Raw genomic sequence first — 18,499 nt, forward strand, 5'->3', positions numbered from 1 at the left:
GGGATAGGTATTGGAGTCAGTCGCTTATCGTCAAGTGAGGCGCTTTTTAGCCGCCACGTATACCTGGTTACGTTCTCTCTTACCTACGGCTATCACCGTGATAATAAGCGTATTATCAACGACTTTGTAAACCAGCCTAAAACCAGAAGCTCGCAGCTTAATTTTATAGCAGTCCGCTAATCCTGATAATTTTGCTTGCGGTACTCTGGGTTGTTCTTGTCTTTTCTTTAATGCTTTAGCAAATTGTTTACGAAGGGGATCAGTCAGTGCTTCCCATTCTTTGAAGGCTTTTTTATCAAATTTAATTTTATAGATCATAAGTATTGATCCAAATCCACCTCTACGGTTTCACCTCCTTCGCGTTGGCGAACAATCTCTATCAGATCGAGATCATCCAGTGATCCCATCATGGCTTCATAAAGGGGAGCGGGCACACAGTAAAAAGCGGGTTTGTTTCGATTGAGGATAGCGACCGGTAAGCCGTCTCCGGCATCCACTGTTGCCATCGGATTTTTTTTCAACTCACTCACGCTGGCACTGGTATCACTAAGGATGAGATTTGGCATGTCACGTTCTTCCTTTTGTTTAACACATGAATAGATTGAATAATAGACCGGTTAAGCGTGCTATTAAAGTTATTTTTTATTTGGCGGTAAAAATGAAAAAAAAGTTTTTGATACCCATTTTGTGTTTGCTCGGCTTCTCTGGCAGCGTTAACGCCTTGTGTTTTCAGGCCGCTGGGCTGCGTTATCAGGTCGATCCGCTGTTGCTAAAAGCGATGGCGGTACAAGAAAGTGGCCTGGATCCGCGTGCCGTCAATATTAACCGCAACAAGGCGGGCAAGGCACTCAGTACCGACTATGGCTTGATGCAAATTAACTCCCGTCACATTCCTACCTTGGTGTCGATGGGGGTCATCAAATCAAAAAAGGAGTTACTCAGTAACGCTTGCCTGAATGTCCAGATTGGCGCCTGGATTTTGGCCAAACACCTGCAACGCTGTGGCGTGAACTGGCCGTGCCTCGGCTCCTACAATGCCGGCTTGGCGCGTCATAACCACCCACGCTGCATGAAGTATGCCAGACGGGTTTATCAGCATTATCAGCAGTTGCGGGTTCAGACGCCATGACGTCAATCAAATAAACTATCGGTAGTCACTAGAAAGTACCGGTAAACCAAGAAAAACCCGCACTCCAATTAGGTTTGCGGGTTTTTTATTGCCTGTTTTATTTGGGTGTGGCATGGTTATACCCTGTTTTTTTAGGACTACATAAGGGACTCTGTTTTTTAGATCCCAAAATAGGTAGTCCCATAGTCCTTAAAGGGTGATGAACATGGCAATACAGGCAAAACCCCTAACGAATACCGAAGTAAAAGCAGCAAAAACCATCGGCAAAGATTTATCATTACATGATGGTGGCGGCTTATTATTATTTGTCAAAACATCGGGTGTTAAAACATGGCGCTTTCGCTACTATCACCCCCTGAGTAAAAAAAGAACGACGGTCACTTTTGGCCATTATCCCGCCCTCTCACTGGCTGAGGCCAGGCAGAAGCGAGAGGCTGCAAAAGCCCTGTTGGCAAAAAAGATGGATCCACAGGAGTACCAACGAACGATATTAGCCAGTGAGCAAGAAGCGAGGATTAATACCTTGGAAAAGGTTGCCACTGAGTGGTTTAAAATTAAGCAATCCAGTATCACGGCAAACCATGCCCGTGATGTATGGCGATCGCTTGAACGTGATATTTTTCCTGTGGTTGGACAGGTAGGGATACAGGAGATTAAAGCACGCACGCTTATTACTGCTTTGGAGCCCGTCAAGGCCAAAGGCGCGCTGGAAACGGTAAAAAGATTAACGCAACGGTTAAATGAAATCATGATTTTTGCCGTTAACTGTGGATTAATTGATGCCAACCCCGCGGGCGGTATTGGTAAAGCTTTTGAAAAACCGAAAAAGAAAAATAGACCCGCGTTGACACCGAGGGAATTACCGGAATTGATGCAAGCCCTGTCGGTGGCTTTGCTTATCGTATCGACGATAAGCTTACTCTGGAATAGCCTAACCTTTCTCATTGAAAACCCTATATTATATTCTTATCTAGAGCTTTTTTCGTTGCGGGGCAAGTTTATTAAGCTGATCATCTATTGGATGAAATTTCGTTTATTCTACCGCTGAGGTGGACATTGTGGATCCAGGATGCGTAAACCGTTTTATTACCACTGACTTTTATATGTTGCTTGCGCATTCAATAAATTCTCCGGCCTCATCATCAGAAATATTTCTGAGTTTTTTTGTCATTTCTTCAACTATTTCGGCTGTCAAATTAAACTTAGCGGGCGCTGCTTTGAGTTCAGAGGTACCACGCTGTTTAAATTCAACGAAGCGAAGCATTTCTTCATAGATCTCTGCGGGTACCGCATAGAACAAGATCTCGTTATGAGACGAAACCGCTATAGTCTCTCCGTCGGCTTCAACTAAAGCACGTCTGGGATTGGATTTGAATTTGCTAATAGGTATGGCGTAGCCACACATAACTTTCTGCAACATAAACACCTCTACTGGGTAGCAGTTCAATATTAGAGCCAAATGTAGACCTAATACTGACTTATTTCCAGCTTTTTGTACAGACCACAGAAGCATTTCATTAAAACTCCTACATTGGATTTTCTCGTATATCCAGATCAAGCTGGCAATAACTGATATTTTAGATTTTTGCGTAAGCGCGCAAGTTCCGGAGCGTTAGCCCGATTAATCTATTTTTTGTTTGAGCTACTAAATCTCTCTTCTTCCTGCTTATATGGAAACCCTGAAAAACCGCTAAAAGTAGTCTATTCTGTTAGCAATAATTTTTTTAGGTTAATAGTGAAATGAAAACGAAATCGACGAGACGAGCCGACTTTTAAGCGCAAATGAATAGGATAGTTCCCCGGGAAAAGATTCTGGCCAAATTCAGTCGTCATTACCCCAAGTGAAGCGCTGTTTGAAGAAGTTAATACGCATTTAGCTTCGCTTCAGCTATTTATCAAACGGGGTAGCATTGTCGATGCTACGATTATTGATGCACCCAGTTCAACTCAAAACCGGCAAAATACTCGTGAGCCAGACATGAAAGCCACCCGTAAAGGCAATCAGTGCTACTTTGGCATGAAAGCGCATATTGGCGTGGATGCACAGACGGGGGCTGGTGCATTCCCTGGTGGGAACCTCGGCGAATGTAGCCGATGTGACGCAAGTTCATCACCTTCTTCACGGCCAAGAAGAGGTTGTTCATGGTGATGCCGGTTAGCGTGGTCACCTGGCACATCCTCCGACGGAGGGTATTGGCCTTGCCCGGGCAGGAGCAGCAGGTATGGGAAAAACATCGGCATCAGCAAAGTCTCAACGCGAAAATCCGGGCTAAAGTAGAACACCCCTTCCGTGTATTAAAATGCCAGTTCAACTTTAGAAAAGTGCGTTACAAAGGCTTAGCTCAAAATATAGCATTCATTATCGGTTCTTCAGGGTTTCCATATCAATGCCGTACTCACGCTGCTGCGTTTACTGGGGGTGATTTTTTTCTACCAAGGCTTGCGACGTATGAAACGCTCGCTTATCGATGGCCATACCGGTCTGACCGCCGGTGAAGATGTCTCCAACGGCGTAATTAAACTGCTGATTGGCACGCTACTCATTTGTAATCCTTACTTTTTAACCGCCTTGCAAAACACCCTTAACATCGTCTGGTAATGGAAACGCCGGACAATTCATCCCCCCTTACTTCAATACAGGAGATTTTATGCGCCCCTTTCATCACCCCATCCTCTTTGTTTGCACCCATCTTTCTTTGGCGTTTGAGCGCGTTAGCCAAAAAATGGCACAAGGGCTCCTCGCGCTGATTGGCCTGTGCAGTGCGCAGGCGGCGTCGGCCGATGAAGATATTGCCGCCATAGTCAATAGCATCACGGCGGGCATTACCCGCGTCAAACCCGGACTGCTGTTAGCCGCACAAGTGGCGGGCATCGGTTGTGTGATTGCCGGTATTTTCTTGTGGTTACGCAAGAAAAACGATCCACATGTAAAAGGATCACACATCGTGATATTTATTGGCATCGGCTACATTTTGATAGCCCTCGATCAGTTCATCAGTCGCGGTCAAAAACAGGCGGGTCTGCGGCCGGTCAGTGTGGGTTGAGGGGGGACACATTTTCTGAGGATCAACCATGCTGATTTTTTCTCTCTTGCGCCACACTTGGGGTCAGGCGCACCAAAAAATCCCCGATAAACTGCATCACCACGCGCATGAAAACAGTCAACATCAATGCGAGTATTGTGGTTACACGTCAAAAAATAACCGCCTGCATTTTGTTGATCACAATCCGCTTAATCACCACCGTGACAACCTTACGGTGGTTGATCCCTTATGTGAAGCTTGGCAAAACCTGGGCGCACTGAATGCGGACGACGGAGTAGTGGTGTATCTGCCGGAAATAAGACCCGAAGAAGTGAATCACTTGCAGCGTGCGGCGATTTTTGCGCTGCAATCAGTCGATCCGGTTTATCGTGAGGCGGCCAAAGCGGTAATAAACTGGTTGGCCGCCCACAAAAAAGACGTGGAAGAGTTCTGGGGGACTGCGCATCCGGGTGAATTTGCTGAAGCCCTGGCGCAGGCCGGTGACGAACAACGCGCTGAATTACAGCGCCGCTGGCGTCATTTAGCGTTAATACGTAATCCCAAAAAATTAACCGGTAAGGGTATTTTTGCCGATAACGGAACTGAATGGGACACTGCGCAGTGGACGGATTTGTATCAGGGTTACTCGAACACTAATTTAGCCTGATTAATCACCCAATCTTCAACACGGAGACCGGGTACACGCTCAAATTCACGTAAATTGTTTGTTACCAAAATTAATCCTTGTGAACGCGCATGACCGGCGATCATTTGGTCATAGGAGCCAATTGGGGTGCCATTGTTAGCCAGTTCAGCCCTAAGCTGACCACTATCGGCAGCCGCTTTCTGCGTGTAATTGAGCACTTCAAGGCGTGCGACAAATCCTTCAATAACCCGTAAATTTTTCTCAGCAGAATGCGATTTTTCAGCGCCATAAATTAGCTCCATTAACGTCACGGTGCTGATGCAGAGTTGGCCATGATGACGATCAAATGTGGCGCGTACTTCCTGTGGCTTGTTCTTAATAGTAAAGATGCAAATATTGGTATCGAGCATATATTTCAGCATCAAAATGTGTCCCGTTCCTGGTCTACCGGTTGCTCACGACTCACCATAAAGTCAGCGGATACACTTTCTCCATCAAACCAGCTATCCCAGGACTCTCCTGCCGGTGTGATGATCCGGGTACGACCTATCGCCACAATATTAACCCGTTTAACGTCTTCTGGTAGCGCGACTGCTTTAGGTAGGCGAACAGCCTGGCTGCGATTGCTTTTAAATATTGAGGTTTGTTCCATATTTTCTCCGTTATTTGGATATGCACAGTGTATATCCAAGTTTGACACGTAATTTGTATATGTCAATGGGATATACATCGGTGGCGTAAAAGTTATGTTCCATAGTCCACACCATGAAGGATTTTTATGATAGCAGCGGTTTCGCGCTACACGCTGGGAAAAGATTTCGCTACCTATTGTGATCTGCGTACCGTGATTGGCTTAACCAAAGAAGATAAAATGCTTCGCCCGGCGTTGCAAGCGCCTTACCTCTTTGTCACCCACCGCGGTGATTACGCCAGCGTATTTGAAATACAAGGTGCCTTTTGCGAGTTTGATGAGCAAGCGACCTTAAGTGAGACGTCGAAAAAAGAAGACAGCTACGCTTTCCATGATTACATCGCGCGGCTGCATACTGCGCTGGCCAGTGAGTTTAAAACCTTGGGCCATAAACTCAGTTTTGTTTTTGAGCGTGATCCGGATAAAGCGCGGGAAGAATTAACCCGACTGATGTCCCCGCAATCCCGTGCCACCCGCCGTTTGGGTCTTGATCTTGATGATATTTTGCAAGAGAAAATCGATAAATTAGTCCCTTTTGTCGCGCGAGAACGGGCTTTTATGGTGGTTTACACCGGTCGGATTGCCTTGCCGGCGTCAGAACTCAAGGATGAGCAACAACGCCTCAACCAACGGCTAGAAGGGGCTCCCAGGGCGCGATTTGGCCAGGATCCAGAGCATTATCGCCTGGAAGGCTTGAAAATTCGTCACGATGCGCTGGTGAGCAAGATAGAACAGGATTTTTCCACTGACGGTCAAGGCGTATTGCTGCGCTTGATGGAGGGGCATGAAGTGGGATTCACTGTCCGAGAAGAAATTGATCGGGAAGGCACCGCTTGCGATTGGCAGCCCCTGTTGCCGGGGGATCCGATGTTTCCCCATGGGCGACCGAAAAATGAGGACGACAGCGCGCTGCTGCCCCCTCACCTGAATTACCAGCTGTTTTCGTCCGAGGTCAACACTCACGGCAATCTGGTTGAGCTCGATGGCCTGTGGCACAGCAGTCTGGCGGTAACACTGGGGCCTCAGAAACCGGAAACGTTCAGCCAGCTGTTGAATAAGATTAATCGCAAAGTGCCCTTTCGGGTACGTTTTGATGTCATGCCCGGCGGGCACGCTATCTTGGGCAAAAAACGCACGGCGCTGGATTTTCTGGCGGTGATCCCCTCATTGCGCCCCGTGTATGCCGCCGTCAATTGGCTGGCGCAAACCAATGATCGTGATCCCACCTGCGTGATGACCATCACGGCCAGTACCTGGGCGGACACGCCCCCGGGGGTGAAACGCAATATCACGATGTTGCAGAAAGCCTTCCAATCTTGGGGCATTTGTGAGATCACCCGCACGTTTGGCGACCCCCTGCGCGCCTGGACGGCTACGATCTTGGCCGCCTCGACTCACGGGGGTGTCAATCTGCTGTTTCCGCCGTTGTCAGCCGCGCTGGCGATGCTGCCGTTAAATCGTCCTGCGACGCCCTGGCCAGATGAAGCGAGTGTGGTGTTTCAAACCGTTGACGGAAAACCCTTTCCGGTGCGTTTAGGTTGTCAGCGCTAATGATAAAAGACCGTAAATTGCTAATTTAATTTGTCCACTCAAGCCAGAATGCAGTTTCCTTTGTGGTGACAAAGCCATGAGGGAAATAAGCATGCTAAGAAGAGAGGACCACTACATGATAAAACAACGCCATCAACAGGGGGCATTTATTGTTGATATTGCCCATCAGATAGGGTGTTCAGAAAAAACGGTGAGACGGCACATTAGCTATCCTGCGCCGCCAACAGCAAAACGCGGTAAAAAACAGGTTGCTAAACTCGAGCCCTTTAAAGACTACATCGATTCAAGGTTGAGTGAACAGGTTTGGAATGCGGCGGTTATTTTTGAGGAAATCCGTGAAAAAGGCTACCGGGGTGGGAGTGCGATGCTCCGACGTTATATACATCCCAAACGTCCGCTCAGGGCCTCGAAAAACACGGTACGCTTTGAAACCCTCCCCGGTTATCAACTTCAACACGATTGGGGAGAAATCATCGTTGAGGTGGCAGGCTCTGCCTGTACGGTTAATTTTGCCGTTAATACGCTCGGTTTTTCGCGTCGCTTTCATGTCTTTGCTGCCCCTAAGCAAGATGCTGAGCACACGTATGAATCGCTGGTTCGCAGCTTCAATTACTTCGGTGGCAGCGTAAAAAATGTCTTGGTAGATAACCAAAAAGCCGCTGTTATCAAACATGGACAAAATGGCCACATCGAGTTCAATGCAGGCTTCCTGCAACTGGCTAATCACTATGGGTTTAGTCCTCGCGCCTGTAAGCCCTATCGACCGCAAACGAAAGGCAAAACCGAACGGATGGTGGGCTATGTTAAACACAATTTTTTCACTCGCTACCGTCAGTTTGAGAGTTTCGCTCATGTTAATCAACTGCTAGCGATGTGGCTGGCGAAAGTGGCAGACCAGCGTCATCTTCGTCAATTCAAGCAGACACCGGAAAATCGTTTTGCTGAGGAAAAAATAGCTTTGATGCCACTCCCTGCGACTGATTTCGATACCAGCTACTTCGACCTACGACAAGTGGCATGGGACAGCTATATCGATGTCAGAGGTAATCGCTATAGCGTGCCTTCATTCTGGTGTGGTCGTGCGGTTAATATTCGTATCGGTTTAGATAATACGCTACGTATTTACGGCGATGAGCAACTGCTCGCGACGCATCTCTTGCAGGAGGTAACGCAGGGCTGGCAAAAGGTGCCAGAACATCATCAAGCCCTTTGGCAACAGGTCAATCGAGTAGCGTCTCGTTCGCTCAGTGTGTATGAGGAGCTACTCTGATGGAAATGGAAAACTTGTTGATACGGTTAAAAATGGATTACCTGGGCGATGCGTTGGAGAGTTTATGTGAAGAAGCCACCAAGAAAGCACTGAACTACCGTGAATTTCTCCAGCAGGCATTAGCCCAGGAATGGAACGGGCGTCACCAAAAAGGCTTGGAATCGCGGTTAAAACAAGCACGTTTGCCGTGGATAAAAACCTTGGAGCAATTTGACTTTACTTTCCAACCAAGTATAGACAGGAAAATTATCCGCGAGCTGGCGGGGCTGAGGTTTGTCGAACATCATGAAAACGTCATTTTGTTAGGCCCACCTGGGGTAGGGAAAACGCATTTGGCGATAGCGCTGGCTGTCAAGGCAGCTACAGCTGGGCATCGGGTATTGTTTATGCCTCTGGATAGACTCTGCTGTACCTTAATGAAGGCAAAGCAAGAAAACCGTCTGGAACGCCAACTTCAGCAACTGTGCTATGCCAGGGTATTAATACTGGATGAAATCGGGTATTTACCGATGAATCGCGAAGAAGCTAGCCTATTTTTCAGGTTATTGAGCCGTCGTTATGAAAAGGCGAGCATCATTCTCACATCAAATAAAAGTTTTACTGATTGGGGGGACGTATTCGGTGATCACATTTTAGCAACTGCGATTTTAGACAGGCTTTTACATCATTCAACCACATTGAATATTAAAGGAGAAAGCTATCGACTCAAAAATAAACGCAAAGCAGGCATGTTGCCTATAAAAACGACTGATATTATCCAGGCGCCTGGAATAGAAACCCAACAGGAAAATTAGCAAAAACTGGACATTTTAAAGTAGCAAAAAGTGGTCAATCTAAAGTAGCGTTGACATCACACAAAACGCAGAAGAAGAAAGTGTTAATAAGAGCACCGCGAGTAAACGGGGGAATAGGTGTTTTAGGGGTCGCATAATGGCTTTCCTTACATTAAATGAGTGTGGGGGTAATGATAATCAGCAGCAGGCTGTCGTCTTTTTGGGCTTTGGTGCCACCGCCCAAGCCAAAGAAGGACGCCGATCCCACCCCTTGCTGGTCACTTTTGTGATTCATTTGTTGAAAACCGCTGAGCACCAAGGCCTGCCCGGAACGCAAAATCACCCGTTGGGTCAGGGTTTTCAATTGTGTTTTCATCAATTCAATGCTGCTGTTACCGCTGGTGAAGGTGCGCCGGGTCGGTTTATCGCTGATGTTAATGGAGAATTGCAGCTCAATTTGGCTGGAATGCGGCATGATGTACGGCAATACCGTCATGTTAAAACCCGTCGTCATTGTCGATTTGGTGATCGAGGTCGATGTACCCACGTTGGCGGTAGTTTCCGTATTCACTTGACTGGCGTAATCCTGCTGGTCACCTATCTGGATGGGTGCCGCCGACATATTGGTGGTGGTGCTGGCTTGCTGGGTCACCAATGACACACTGGCTTGTTCAGACAGTGCTTTGATGAAGGTTTTTGAGTTGGCAAATGTGCCGTCCAGAATAGACAAGCCTCCCGTCAGCGCAGAAGCCGATGCCTCCGTGAAGGTACTGCCCAGTGACCCCGCCACACGGCCGGCGTTAAATACCGCCTGCCAGTCGATTCCCATTTGATCCTGCTGGCGTTTTGCCACTGAAAACACTTTCACGTTGAGCACCACTTGACGGGTGAGCTCCTTGTTACGATCATCAATATGCCGTTGCACCTCGCCAAGCACCCGGGGGGTATCGGTGACGGTCAGTAACCCTGCGGCCAGAAACAAGCGCCCGGTACCGGGTGTCAACATCGCCTTCACGGTATTCTGTAAATCGTGGTAGCGTTCTCCTTTCATTTCTGTGGTGGTGATCTGCGAGGTATTCACATCGCCCGACAACCCGCCGCTGCTGCCAGACGCCCCCGATGATGTTGTGGTTCCGCTGACCACTTTTGAACTAAAGGCGGTCTTGGAATCGAGAAACATCACCGGGAACGTGCGGGTATCCAGATAAAAAATCGACACCCTCCCCTGCTCATAACGCCAGAAGAGCCCTAATCGCGTGGTGACATCGTCAAGCAACCCGGCCAGAGAGCCCTGCCAGTAAACGCCCCGCAGGCGATTGGGCCGGTTCGAGGGCATGTTGGGTCTCTCATTGCCCCCGATGGCCTCCAACGGCACCATACCACTGGCCTCCGGGGCGGGCAGCGCGCCCTGCATTTTTTCGGTTTTCCCTTGCCCGGCTGAAAATTGCGCATCCGGGGTCACCACTACCACGATACGGCAAGTACGGGTGATGAAGGCACTGACCTCGGCCAATGTCACCTCGCCAGGACGGGTAAAGGTCACGGCACACCCCGGTAATGGCGCCCGCGTTGGCGTTGTGCTGTTTAGCGGCAGCGGATTGATCCACTGGGTGCTTAACTCTTGCACCGGTGAGCCTGACGTGATTTGCGTAAATTGCTGTTTTGCGTGGCGGAGCTCCTCATCGGCCTGCTTTTTAATGTGGTTAACGCGATCAAAGCTGGCACAACCGACCAGCAGAAGACTGAGTGCGAAGGCTAACGCCGACACAGTGGACATTTTTGGCATGAAAAAAACCCTATCAATTGAGATAGACAAGCGCGGTGTCAGGAATGACGTTAGGAAGCGTGATGTTTAACTCATCACCCCGGTTATCCACTAAGCGGCGCTGGTGTACCCGTCCTAGCAGCGCCGAATCGCGGGTCTGGGCTCTCAGTGCACGCATTAACCCCGGTTGGTTAGGTTGGTAGACAAAGACCCGACCCTTTTCAATAACATGTGCCAACGACGGCACAGAGGCGAAACCCAATTTCGCCTCGCTGATAACACCCCGATTTTGCGGGTTGGCGTACAAATAATCATTAATGGTATTGATGTAATGCACCGTCTGACGGGCGCGCTGCTGGTTTGCACTGTCAGCCGCTTGCGTGGCCTGATAAGCCCCCCGGTGGTTCATATCGGCAATCATCAAAAAAAGCACTAAAAACATCGACAACAACCAATACCCCAGACTCATTAGCGCACCGCCTTGTCATCGACTTTCAGCAAGCATTGGGGGGTATTGATACCGGCAAACAAGGGCACGGTGGCCGTGGTATACAAGTGAAATACGCCGTTTAACGCCTCGCGAAAACTCCCGGGAAAGGATAAAGGGGCATCAATGCGGTAATTGATTTCGGTTGCCCAGACAATATTCCAGGTGGCATTCTGCCCATGCGGGCACTTCTGTGCTGCCGCCCACACATACAGCGTATCTTTGAGGGTGGAGCCCCGTTCTGCTCGCCACATTTTTGCCGCCTGAATCGGTTTTGGTACCGACTTAACGCTACCCTTAACCGCAGGCGTCGTGGCCTTCGTTGAGATGAAGCCGCTCGATACCGTCGTGCGCTTTTCCTTACTGTCCGCTGTTGCGTTAACGTCCTTGTTAAGCGCCTGCTTCGACACGGTTGCGACCGGCGTGGGGGGTTGCGTGAGGCCTGTTGCTGTCCTCAGCTTGTGCTCCGATAAACGAGGGCGTATCGCTGTAGCACTAGCCTGTTTTAGCCTCTCTTGCGCCTGGGCAATCCGTTGGCTATGCGTGTGTATTTGGGTCGCCACAAAGTTCAGGGCATCGTTATCGGCAGGCCGATGATGCCGCGTGCTACTACAGCCACCCAACAACATCGATAAAAATACGAGGGTTGGCATTAATTTCATGAGGGATCACTTTCATGTAAAAACAAAGGAGGGAGTAAATCATCATTCTTTTTGGGTGAATTTCGTTAACAATACGGTATTCAGGCAAGCTCGCTTCAACGTGATCCAACAAGGTGAACAATGCATCACGCTCTTCCTGACAAAAAACAGGATCCCTGCCGGCCTCTTGATGCAAAGGTAACGTATTCAAATAGCCTGCGAATTTGTCCCTTAAATCGCGAGGAGTTATGGTGCATAAGCCTCTTTTTTCCGGGGTCAAGGTTGTTTTCATGAGAGTTCCTCCCTTGTATACCCTTCGCCTTTCAAGTTACGGCGGCATTGGCTACGGGTGTTCGCCGCATCACGTAGTCTATCTACGCTCATCGGTCTCACCCCCTGGCCGCCTTGCGGTAACTCGAAATTCATTGGGTATATCCAAACAAATTGATGGCCTGCTTTGTTAAGAAAATTCATTTATGCGCCCACTCGCGTGGACGCATAGTGAATTCACTTTTGCTACTTGGATTGCTGATTTATCTCACAAAATCAGTCGTCCTATTCGTCGAATGAACATACTGTACAGACTGTTCCCGCCCCAAGCCCGGCTATCGTTTATCGCCCACCGTCCGGCTATCCAGTGTGTGCCTGCGTTCTCCACCTACTGGAAGGTACTTTCTCTAAATGCAGGCAATACGAAGCCCTGCGTTAAACGCGAATAAATAATAAAAATGTCTTCATTTAATAAAACGGCAAGGATTTCCCGTGCAGCGCATGACGGCTTCACGTTAATTATTATTTTAAAAATAAATCCTTCATCCCTTTTATAATCTGCGAAGCGCATCGCAAATTTTCAGCACTGATTCTTTTTTTCTCTCTTCATCGCGAACAGTGAATAATTTATTTTACCGCCAGGAAAAGTGTTTTATTTTATACTGAGTAAATAGTGTTTTTCTGGCTTTCTTTTTTTCTTTAGCCAATTTATTAATCTATAAAATAATTTTTTATTTTCATTTTGCGCGATCGCTATTATTTTATTTTTTAACGCGCGGTTTCTCGCCCTACTTTGTCGGTTACTCATCACGACGCCCTCCTATTTTCAATAAACTGGATACCAAGCGGAATAAATTCGGGTGGAATATAACGATCAAATCCGGCTTTCTGGCAAAATTTTTTAAATTCTTTCAAGGAACTGACTGCCGATTTTTGGTACATCCTGTACAGATTATTTTCTATCGTCCTATGAGAGCGATAGAGTTTCCTCGCGATCTCCTTAGCACTCATCGACTGCAATATAAAAAATATGATTCTCAGCTCTGACTTGTTAAATAATTTCATTGGAGGAGCCACCTTTAATCCCGAAGGATTGATCCTGCTCGCATATTGCTGGGGTGAAATAAAATCCATTTTTTTGCCATAAAACACCGTGCCTACACACTCATTATTTTCATCATAGAGCGGAAACTTTTCATACAAATAAGGTTGCAACTTTTTCTCTCGACCAAAAAAATGGGTTTTAATCAGCGTCACTCTTTGCCCACTGTTAATAGTGTCCAGATCTTGTTTTTGCAACTCCGGAGCAAATTCAGAAATCGGCGTGGGAAGTTGTTCATCACGCTTTCCTTCAATTTTAAATCGGGCCGGAATATTTAAAAATTCACGAAAAGCCCGATTAGTATAAATAAATCGGGATTCGCAATCTTTTATACCCCAAATATCGTTGCTACTTTCCATTATGGATATTAGGGGAAATGATTTTAATGAATGATTAATATTGGTCATCGCCAGTCAATCCCAATTAAATTGATTTTTATTTATTAAATAGTTTTTTCTTTTCATTTCGTGTGGCCGCTACTATTTTTTCTTTTAATGCGCGGTTTCTCGCCCTACTTTGTCGGTTGCTCATAATGATATTTTTCTCGGATATCTTTTTTTCTGACAAGATATAAATATTCCCAGTGATCAAATTATTATTCTATTCACATCTATTCTTCGTTATACCAATCGCAGAGATGGATGAAAAACGACGCAAATGATCTTCCAATCTTAATTCTGATTCACATTTTTTTGTTCTTTTTGAATGTCTAGCACTTTCTATTAAAAAATTATTTGCCTTCGCTGTTATTTTAACCGTCACTGTCGTTCCTGTTTCATTAAAATCATTATCTAATGTCACTCTCTATTGCTCCTTAATTTAATCTCTTTTTTATAAATACGACTATAAATTACAATAACCTTTAGATGATGTATACGAGGAAAAAAGACACGTTGCAATTAACAAAAAATTATGCATCAATACAATTACCCTGTCTCAAATAACCCATCATGTGATGCATGTCACATTTTAATAAAAACAATAGTTATATAGTTATTTTTTATATTGTCGTCTACTGAATTAAAATAACAAAATACATTTTTATATATCTATTTTAGCTACTCTATTATTTATGGATATAGAACAAATACTTATATTAAAAAAAACATAGAAATTTATTCGGTACAAAGCGCAGTATCTCGGATCTCCAACGTTAACAGTGTCAATCTTATGCTAAATAACGATCTTAATTCTGAAAAAGACTGTAAATTATATTTATGGGCAGCATTGTTAAGATGAGAATTTACCGTTTTCACACTAATGTTTAATTTAACAGCAATATCCTTATTTGCAATGCCTGATGAGTACATAGCTAATATTCTCACTTCAGCCGCTGAAAGCTCATGAAAAGCCCTCATAAGAAATTTAGTCTGATTATCATCGTAAATAAACATATCTAATCCCTCCAAGATTTTAATGAACCACTCCTAAAATAGTTTCCATCACCGACTATATTTTCAAAGTCTGGGTTTCGGTCGCTCCGATGAATTTACTGAACAACCAAAATCGTTAACATGACTGAGTACAATCGATTCCTCTGCTATACAGATAGAGAACGTGACCATCTGTACACCACTGAAACCCAACTCACTGATAACCGGCATCACCAGACCCACTGTCGTCAAACCCGCCACAATCGCGACACCTTGATTTAAAAACAATATCCTTATTTGCAATGTCTGATGAGTACATAACCAATATTCTCACTTCTGCTGCTGAAAGCTCATGAAAAACCTTCATAAGACATTTAGTGTGGTTATCGTCGTAAATAAACATATCTCATCCCTCTAAGATTTTAATGAATCAATAAAACTGTTTTAACAACATTTTCTCTGTCCCTAAATATCTACTGTTACATTTCTATTAAAATAAAAGTTACAGCATGGCAAAAGCTATCATGCCAATTGCTGCACCTGTCGTTCCTAAAATAGTTTCCATTACCGACCATGTTTTCAACGTCTGGGCTTCGGTCGCTCCGGTGAATTTACTGAACAACCAGAAACCAGAATCGTTAACATGACTGAGTACAATCGATCCCCCTGCGATACAAATAGAGAGCGCGGCCATCTGTGCCCCACTGAAACCCAATTCACTGATAACCGGCATCACCAGACCCACTGTCGTTAAACCCGCCACAGTCGCGGAACCTTGAATGACACGTACGGCAGCAGAAAGTACAAAACAAGCAATAGCAATAGGTAAACCTGCATTGATCAGTGCATTACCCAAAGCCGGGCCGACACCTGAATCTACCAAAACCCGTTTAAATACCCCACCTGCTCCTGTAATCAACAGAATAATACCGGCGGGCTGGATAGCGGCTGAGCAAATATCCATGATTTTCTCTCTATTCATCCCACAACGGAGCGCTAAACCATAAATAGCAATTAAGCACGCGGCTAAAAGTGCAGTAAACGGATGACCGATAAATTCTAACCAATGGAACAAAGGGGTGCCTTGCTCAACAAAGCCTGTACCTAGAGTTCTCAAACCCACTAACACTAACGGAAAAAGTATCAACGCCAAGCTAAAACCAAATGAAGGTAGCTGGCCTTTATGGCTGTTTTCCCCCGTCTCTTTAGGTAATGTGAGAATAACGTGACGGCTAATAAAGCTACCGTACATTGGACCAGCCAGGATCATTCCAGGGATCGCCGCCGCCAGACCAATCAAAATCATCCAACCATAGTCAGCACCCATTTGGGACGCTAACAGCATTGGAGCCGATCCTGGCAGCAAAAAGGCGGCAGCGGCAGCCACACCGGCAAACAATGGGATAGCCAATTTAATAACATTACCACGTGTGTGACGGGCAATGGCAAATACGGTGCCAATAAGTAGCACTACTGCTACATCAAAAAACAAGGGGAGAGCACAGATAAGACCGACGATACCTAACGTATAATGAGCACGTTTTTCACCAAATGTTTGTAGCAATTTCATTGCAATTTGATCAAGCGCCCCAGTTTCATGCAAAATTCGACCGAACATCGCCCCCAAAGCGACCACAATAGCCAAAAATCCTAATATCCCTCCCATCCCTTTTTGCATAGTCTCAGCTATTTTTTCAACAGGCATACCAGAAAATACCCCTGCACCCACGGAAACCAGTATTAAAGCAATAAAAGCGTGCATACGTACTTTCATCACTAAAAATAACAGCAACAAAACTGATCCCATAGCTGTTAACACCAGCGTTAAAATATTCATAATTTTTCCTTGCTCCCTTCCATTGCTTGGGTTCCTTTGGCGTGAATATGCTTCACGGTAGCGGCAATGACATCCTTAAGTGGTACATTGACATCAATGGCATAGACATCCTGTTCATCTTCATTGGGTTCTTCTAAGATATTGAATTGTGTGATTAACAGTTGAGACTGAAAAAAATGGCCATGACGGGCTTTAAGTCGGCGCTCGATAACATCGAAATCACCCTTCAAATAGATAAACGAAAGATTTTTGTTATTTAAGCGTAAATGGTCCCGGTAACATTTTTTCAATGAAGAACAGGCAATCAACGAAATTTCGTGGACACTCTGCTGCATAGCAAAAGCCGCATCACTCAGAATGGCCAGCCAAGGCATTCGATCCTCATCATTCAGGGCTTGCCCCTGAGACATTTTGATAATATTTGCGCGGGGATGTAAAAAATCCCCATCGAGAAAAGCCGCATTAAGCTGGCGAGCAACCGCATTGGCAAGGGTAGATTTTCCACTGCCGGAAACACCCATAACAATATAAACGTGATGCGGCGGACACTGTTGGATATTCATATCGACTCCTACAGTGAGGTCATATTCATGACACTAACAATGTTACCGGTAACATTTGAAAGTGAAAAAAAGCACGAAGAAATGGCAGTAATTTCTGATATTAATATCATATTTTTCATCAGATTAGCTTTTGTTTTCATGATATCACCCTCTATTTTTTAACTCTATGCTTCACCTTTTAAACAGAGTAAGGTTCACTTATTACTCAAACTACCACTTATCAAAACAAAAAACCAAGTATTTAATACTCTTTATTACGTATCATCGCTAGATACTTTCCCCATCAATAACAGAAAAGCCCACATCAATTTGCTTAGAAGAAGACATTTTATTGTGTAAACGTTCCAGCAAACATTTAGCAGCCATTCGACCAATACACTCACGAGGTGTTAATACGCTCGCTAACCGTGGTTTCATAACCTGACCAATATCATGTCCATGGAAACCAGCAATAGCCATATCCTTAGGAATGGCTAAACCCCGCCGCTGACACTCAAACATCGCACCAATAGCCAGATCGTCATTCGTACAGAAAATACCGTTTGTTTTCGGATGAACTTTCAAAGTTTTATCCAATAATTGACAACCTATCGAGTAGGAAGAAGGAGACGCAACAAGGACACTCTTTGGCTGTAAATGATTATCACACATCGCCCGTTCATATCCCTGTTGTTTTATCAGCGTACGCTCATCCTGACGTGCACCTAAGTAGACTGTATTACAGTATCCACGTGTGATCATGCGTTTGGTCATTTGATAGGCCGCTTTAAAATTATCAAAACCTACTGCCATATCGATGCACGGTGAAACAGAATCCATGACTTCAACCACAGGTATCCCAGCGACCTTTATCATTTTCAGTGTACGCTCTGTATGCGTGCGTTCCGATAAAATTAAGCCGTCAATGCTGTAAGAAAGCAATGAGGTTAACCTTTCCTCTTCCAATTTTGGCTGATAGCCATAATGTGCCAACATGGTTTGGTAATGGTGTTTATCAGTAATACTTTCAATACCACGCAGAACTTCAGAAAATACTTGGTTGGTCAGTGAAGGTAATAATACACCGATAGCACGACTGGTAGAGTTAGACAAAATACCTGGAGCCCGATTGGGAATATAGCCGAATTCATTTAAAGCGGTAGCAATTTTGACTTGTAAGCGCTCTGAAACTCGGCGTGGATCACATAGATAACGACTCACTGTCATCTTACTGATCCCGATCATGTCAGCAATATCTTGCAATACCGGCTTTTTCTTTTTCATGGTTATCCATAAAAAAACAGAAAATAGAAAAGAGGGATTATGCTAACAAAAAACGCTACCGATGAACAACGCCCCCGTTATATTGTCACTAAACCCACCGGTATTTTCCGTGTTT

General features: G+C 45.5%; 24 protein-coding genes and 4 pseudogenes. 10 read left to right on the plus strand and 18 right to left on the minus strand.

Translation table 11 applies throughout. The annotated features are described in order from the left end of the window. Positions 1-30: 30 nt before the first annotated feature. Positions 31-318, minus strand: coding sequence for a type II toxin-antitoxin system RelE family toxin (locus AACL30_RS11150; RefSeq protein ID WP_006705281.1), 288 nt, complete (start codon positions 316-318; stop codon positions 31-33). Continuing rightward, positions 315-566 (minus strand): type II toxin-antitoxin system Phd/YefM family antitoxin, encoded by a 252-nt coding sequence (locus AACL30_RS11155; RefSeq protein WP_006705282.1) that lies wholly within the window; start codon positions 564-566, stop codon positions 315-317. Before AACL30_RS11155 ends, AACL30_RS11150 begins: the two co-directional genes overlap by 4 nt. A gap of 92 nt (positions 567-658) precedes the next feature. Between AACL30_RS11155 and AACL30_RS11160 the strand changes: the two genes are divergently transcribed. Both AACL30_RS11160 and AACL30_RS11165 read left to right on the plus strand, forming a co-directional pair. After that, positions 659-1,129, plus strand: a complete 471-nt coding sequence (locus AACL30_RS11160) for a lytic transglycosylase domain-containing protein (RefSeq protein WP_339058465.1) — start codon at positions 659-661, stop codon at positions 1,127-1,129. 199 nt (positions 1,130-1,328) lie between these two features. Continuing rightward, positions 1,329-2,177 (plus strand): phage integrase central domain-containing protein, encoded by an 849-nt coding sequence (locus AACL30_RS11165; protein ID WP_339056701.1) that lies wholly within the window; start codon positions 1,329-1,331, stop codon positions 2,175-2,177. A 51-nt stretch (positions 2,178-2,228) separates the two neighbouring features. Here AACL30_RS11165 and AACL30_RS11170 read toward each other — a convergent pair whose 3' ends face one another. Continuing rightward, positions 2,229-2,642 (minus strand): antitoxin of toxin-antitoxin stability system, encoded by a 414-nt coding sequence (locus tag AACL30_RS11170; protein ID WP_339056702.1) that lies wholly within the window; start codon positions 2,640-2,642, stop codon positions 2,229-2,231. A 390-nt stretch (positions 2,643-3,032) separates the two neighbouring features. Between AACL30_RS11170 and AACL30_RS16510 the strand changes: the two are divergent. From AACL30_RS16510 to AACL30_RS11195, 5 genes and pseudogenes are all read left to right on the plus strand, one after another. Next, positions 3,033-3,287: pseudogene (locus tag AACL30_RS16510) on the plus strand (transposase); the annotation flags it as partial. A gap of 2 nt (positions 3,288-3,289) precedes the next feature. Next, a pseudogene (locus AACL30_RS11180) lies at positions 3,290-3,484 on the plus strand (IS5/IS1182 family transposase); the annotation flags it as partial. Between the two features lie 28 nt (positions 3,485-3,512). Then, positions 3,513-3,728 (plus strand): annotated as a pseudogene (gene traQ, locus AACL30_RS11185) (conjugal transfer protein TraQ); the annotation flags it as partial. Positions 3,729-3,777: 49 nt separating this feature from the next. Continuing rightward, positions 3,778-4,173, plus strand: coding sequence for a DUF6750 family protein (locus AACL30_RS11190; RefSeq protein WP_339056704.1), 396 nt, complete (start codon positions 3,778-3,780; stop codon positions 4,171-4,173). 28 nt (positions 4,174-4,201) lie between these two features. Then, positions 4,202-4,819: a TraT conjugal transfer protein gene (locus AACL30_RS11195; RefSeq protein WP_339056705.1), complete on the plus strand. Its 618-nt coding sequence runs from the start codon at positions 4,202-4,204 to the stop codon at positions 4,817-4,819. Here the strand turns inward: AACL30_RS11195 and vapC are convergent. Both vapC and vapB read right to left on the minus strand, forming a co-directional pair. Continuing rightward, the gene (gene vapC, locus AACL30_RS11200) at positions 4,795-5,220 is read right to left on the minus strand and encodes a type II toxin-antitoxin system tRNA(fMet)-specific endonuclease VapC (protein ID WP_339056706.1); all 426 of its coding nucleotides are present in this window, start codon (positions 5,218-5,220) and stop codon (positions 4,795-4,797) included. The genes AACL30_RS11195 and vapC overlap by 25 nt on opposite strands. Continuing rightward, the gene (vapB, locus tag AACL30_RS11205; RefSeq protein ID WP_339056707.1) at positions 5,220-5,450 is read right to left on the minus strand and encodes a type II toxin-antitoxin system VapB family antitoxin; all 231 of its coding nucleotides are present in this window, start codon (positions 5,448-5,450) and stop codon (positions 5,220-5,222) included. Before vapB ends, vapC begins: the two co-directional genes overlap by 1 nt. 126 nt (positions 5,451-5,576) lie before the next feature. Here vapB and AACL30_RS11210 point away from each other — a divergent pair, with 126 nt between their 5' ends. The 3 genes from AACL30_RS11210 (at position 5,577) to istB (ending at position 9,104) form a co-directional block, all read left to right on the plus strand. Continuing rightward, on the plus strand, positions 5,577-7,040 hold the full coding sequence (locus AACL30_RS11210; protein ID WP_339056708.1) for a hypothetical protein: 1,464 nt from the start codon (positions 5,577-5,579) through the stop codon (positions 7,038-7,040). Positions 7,041-7,131: 91 nt separating this feature from the next. Then, positions 7,132-8,310: an IS21 family transposase gene (gene istA, locus AACL30_RS11215; RefSeq protein ID WP_339056344.1), complete on the plus strand. Its 1,179-nt coding sequence runs from the start codon at positions 7,132-7,134 to the stop codon at positions 8,308-8,310. Beyond that, the gene (gene istB / locus AACL30_RS11220; protein WP_339058365.1) at positions 8,307-9,104 is read left to right on the plus strand and encodes an IS21-like element helper ATPase IstB; all 798 of its coding nucleotides are present in this window, start codon (positions 8,307-8,309) and stop codon (positions 9,102-9,104) included. Before istA ends, istB begins: the two co-directional genes overlap by 4 nt. Positions 9,105-9,255: 151 nt before the next feature. Here istB and AACL30_RS11225 read toward each other — a convergent pair whose 3' ends face one another. From AACL30_RS11225 to gntR, 13 genes and pseudogenes are all read right to left on the minus strand, one after another. Then, positions 9,256-10,869, minus strand: coding sequence for a PilN family type IVB pilus formation outer membrane protein (locus tag AACL30_RS11225; protein WP_339056709.1), 1,614 nt, complete (start codon positions 10,867-10,869; stop codon positions 9,256-9,258). 13 nt (positions 10,870-10,882) lie between these two features. Then, positions 10,883-11,317 carry a type IV pilus biogenesis protein PilM gene (pilM, locus tag AACL30_RS11230; RefSeq protein ID WP_339056710.1) on the minus strand — a complete coding sequence of 145 codons (435 nt, stop codon included), beginning with the start codon at positions 11,315-11,317 and terminating at the stop codon, positions 10,883-10,885. Next, positions 11,317-11,997 carry a toxin co-regulated pilus biosynthesis Q family protein gene (locus tag AACL30_RS11235; RefSeq protein WP_339056711.1) on the minus strand — a complete coding sequence of 227 codons (681 nt, stop codon included), beginning with the start codon at positions 11,995-11,997 and terminating at the stop codon, positions 11,317-11,319. The genes pilM and AACL30_RS11235 overlap by 1 nt, the downstream gene beginning before the upstream one ends. Continuing rightward, positions 11,945-12,268 (minus strand): hypothetical protein, encoded by a 324-nt coding sequence (locus AACL30_RS11240; RefSeq protein ID WP_339056712.1) that lies wholly within the window; start codon positions 12,266-12,268, stop codon positions 11,945-11,947. Before AACL30_RS11240 ends, AACL30_RS11235 begins: the two co-directional genes overlap by 53 nt. Next, positions 12,265-12,450: a hypothetical protein gene (locus AACL30_RS11245; protein WP_339056713.1), complete on the minus strand. Its 186-nt coding sequence runs from the start codon at positions 12,448-12,450 to the stop codon at positions 12,265-12,267. Before AACL30_RS11245 ends, AACL30_RS11240 begins: the two co-directional genes overlap by 4 nt. A gap of 603 nt (positions 12,451-13,053) precedes the next feature. Further along, positions 13,054-13,707, minus strand: coding sequence for a helix-turn-helix transcriptional regulator (locus AACL30_RS11250; RefSeq protein WP_339056714.1), 654 nt, complete (start codon positions 13,705-13,707; stop codon positions 13,054-13,056). A gap of 241 nt (positions 13,708-13,948) precedes the next feature. Then, positions 13,949-14,149: a TraY domain-containing protein gene (locus AACL30_RS11255; protein ID WP_339056715.1), complete on the minus strand. Its 201-nt coding sequence runs from the start codon at positions 14,147-14,149 to the stop codon at positions 13,949-13,951. 314 nt (positions 14,150-14,463) lie between these two features. Next, positions 14,464-14,742: a helix-turn-helix transcriptional regulator gene (locus tag AACL30_RS11260; RefSeq protein ID WP_339056716.1), complete on the minus strand. Its 279-nt coding sequence runs from the start codon at positions 14,740-14,742 to the stop codon at positions 14,464-14,466. Positions 14,743-14,800: 58 nt separating this feature from the next. Beyond that, positions 14,801-14,997: pseudogene (locus tag AACL30_RS11265) on the minus strand (gluconate transporter); the annotation flags it as partial. Beyond that, entirely contained in the window at positions 14,936-15,124 is a 189-nt protein-coding gene (locus tag AACL30_RS11270; protein ID WP_339058511.1) for a hypothetical protein, read from the minus strand. The gene AACL30_RS11270 and the pseudogene AACL30_RS11265, both read right to left, overlap by 62 nt. Positions 15,125-15,223: 99 nt before the next feature. Continuing rightward, entirely contained in the window at positions 15,224-16,558 is a 1,335-nt protein-coding gene (gntU, locus tag AACL30_RS11275; RefSeq protein WP_339056717.1) for a gluconate transporter, read from the minus strand. Then, the gene (gntK, locus tag AACL30_RS11280; protein WP_339056718.1) at positions 16,555-17,121 is read right to left on the minus strand and encodes a gluconokinase; all 567 of its coding nucleotides are present in this window, start codon (positions 17,119-17,121) and stop codon (positions 16,555-16,557) included. Before gntK ends, gntU begins: the two co-directional genes overlap by 4 nt. 267 nt (positions 17,122-17,388) lie before the next feature. Further along, positions 17,389-18,384 (minus strand): gluconate operon transcriptional repressor GntR, encoded by a 996-nt coding sequence (gene gntR, locus AACL30_RS11285; protein WP_339056719.1) that lies wholly within the window; start codon positions 18,382-18,384, stop codon positions 17,389-17,391. Between the last annotated feature and the right edge of the window lie 115 nt (positions 18,385-18,499).

Source organism: Candidatus Regiella endosymbiont of Tuberolachnus salignus (assembly GCF_964020115.1).
Lineage (GTDB): Bacteria > Pseudomonadota > Gammaproteobacteria > Enterobacterales > Enterobacteriaceae > Regiella > Regiella insecticola.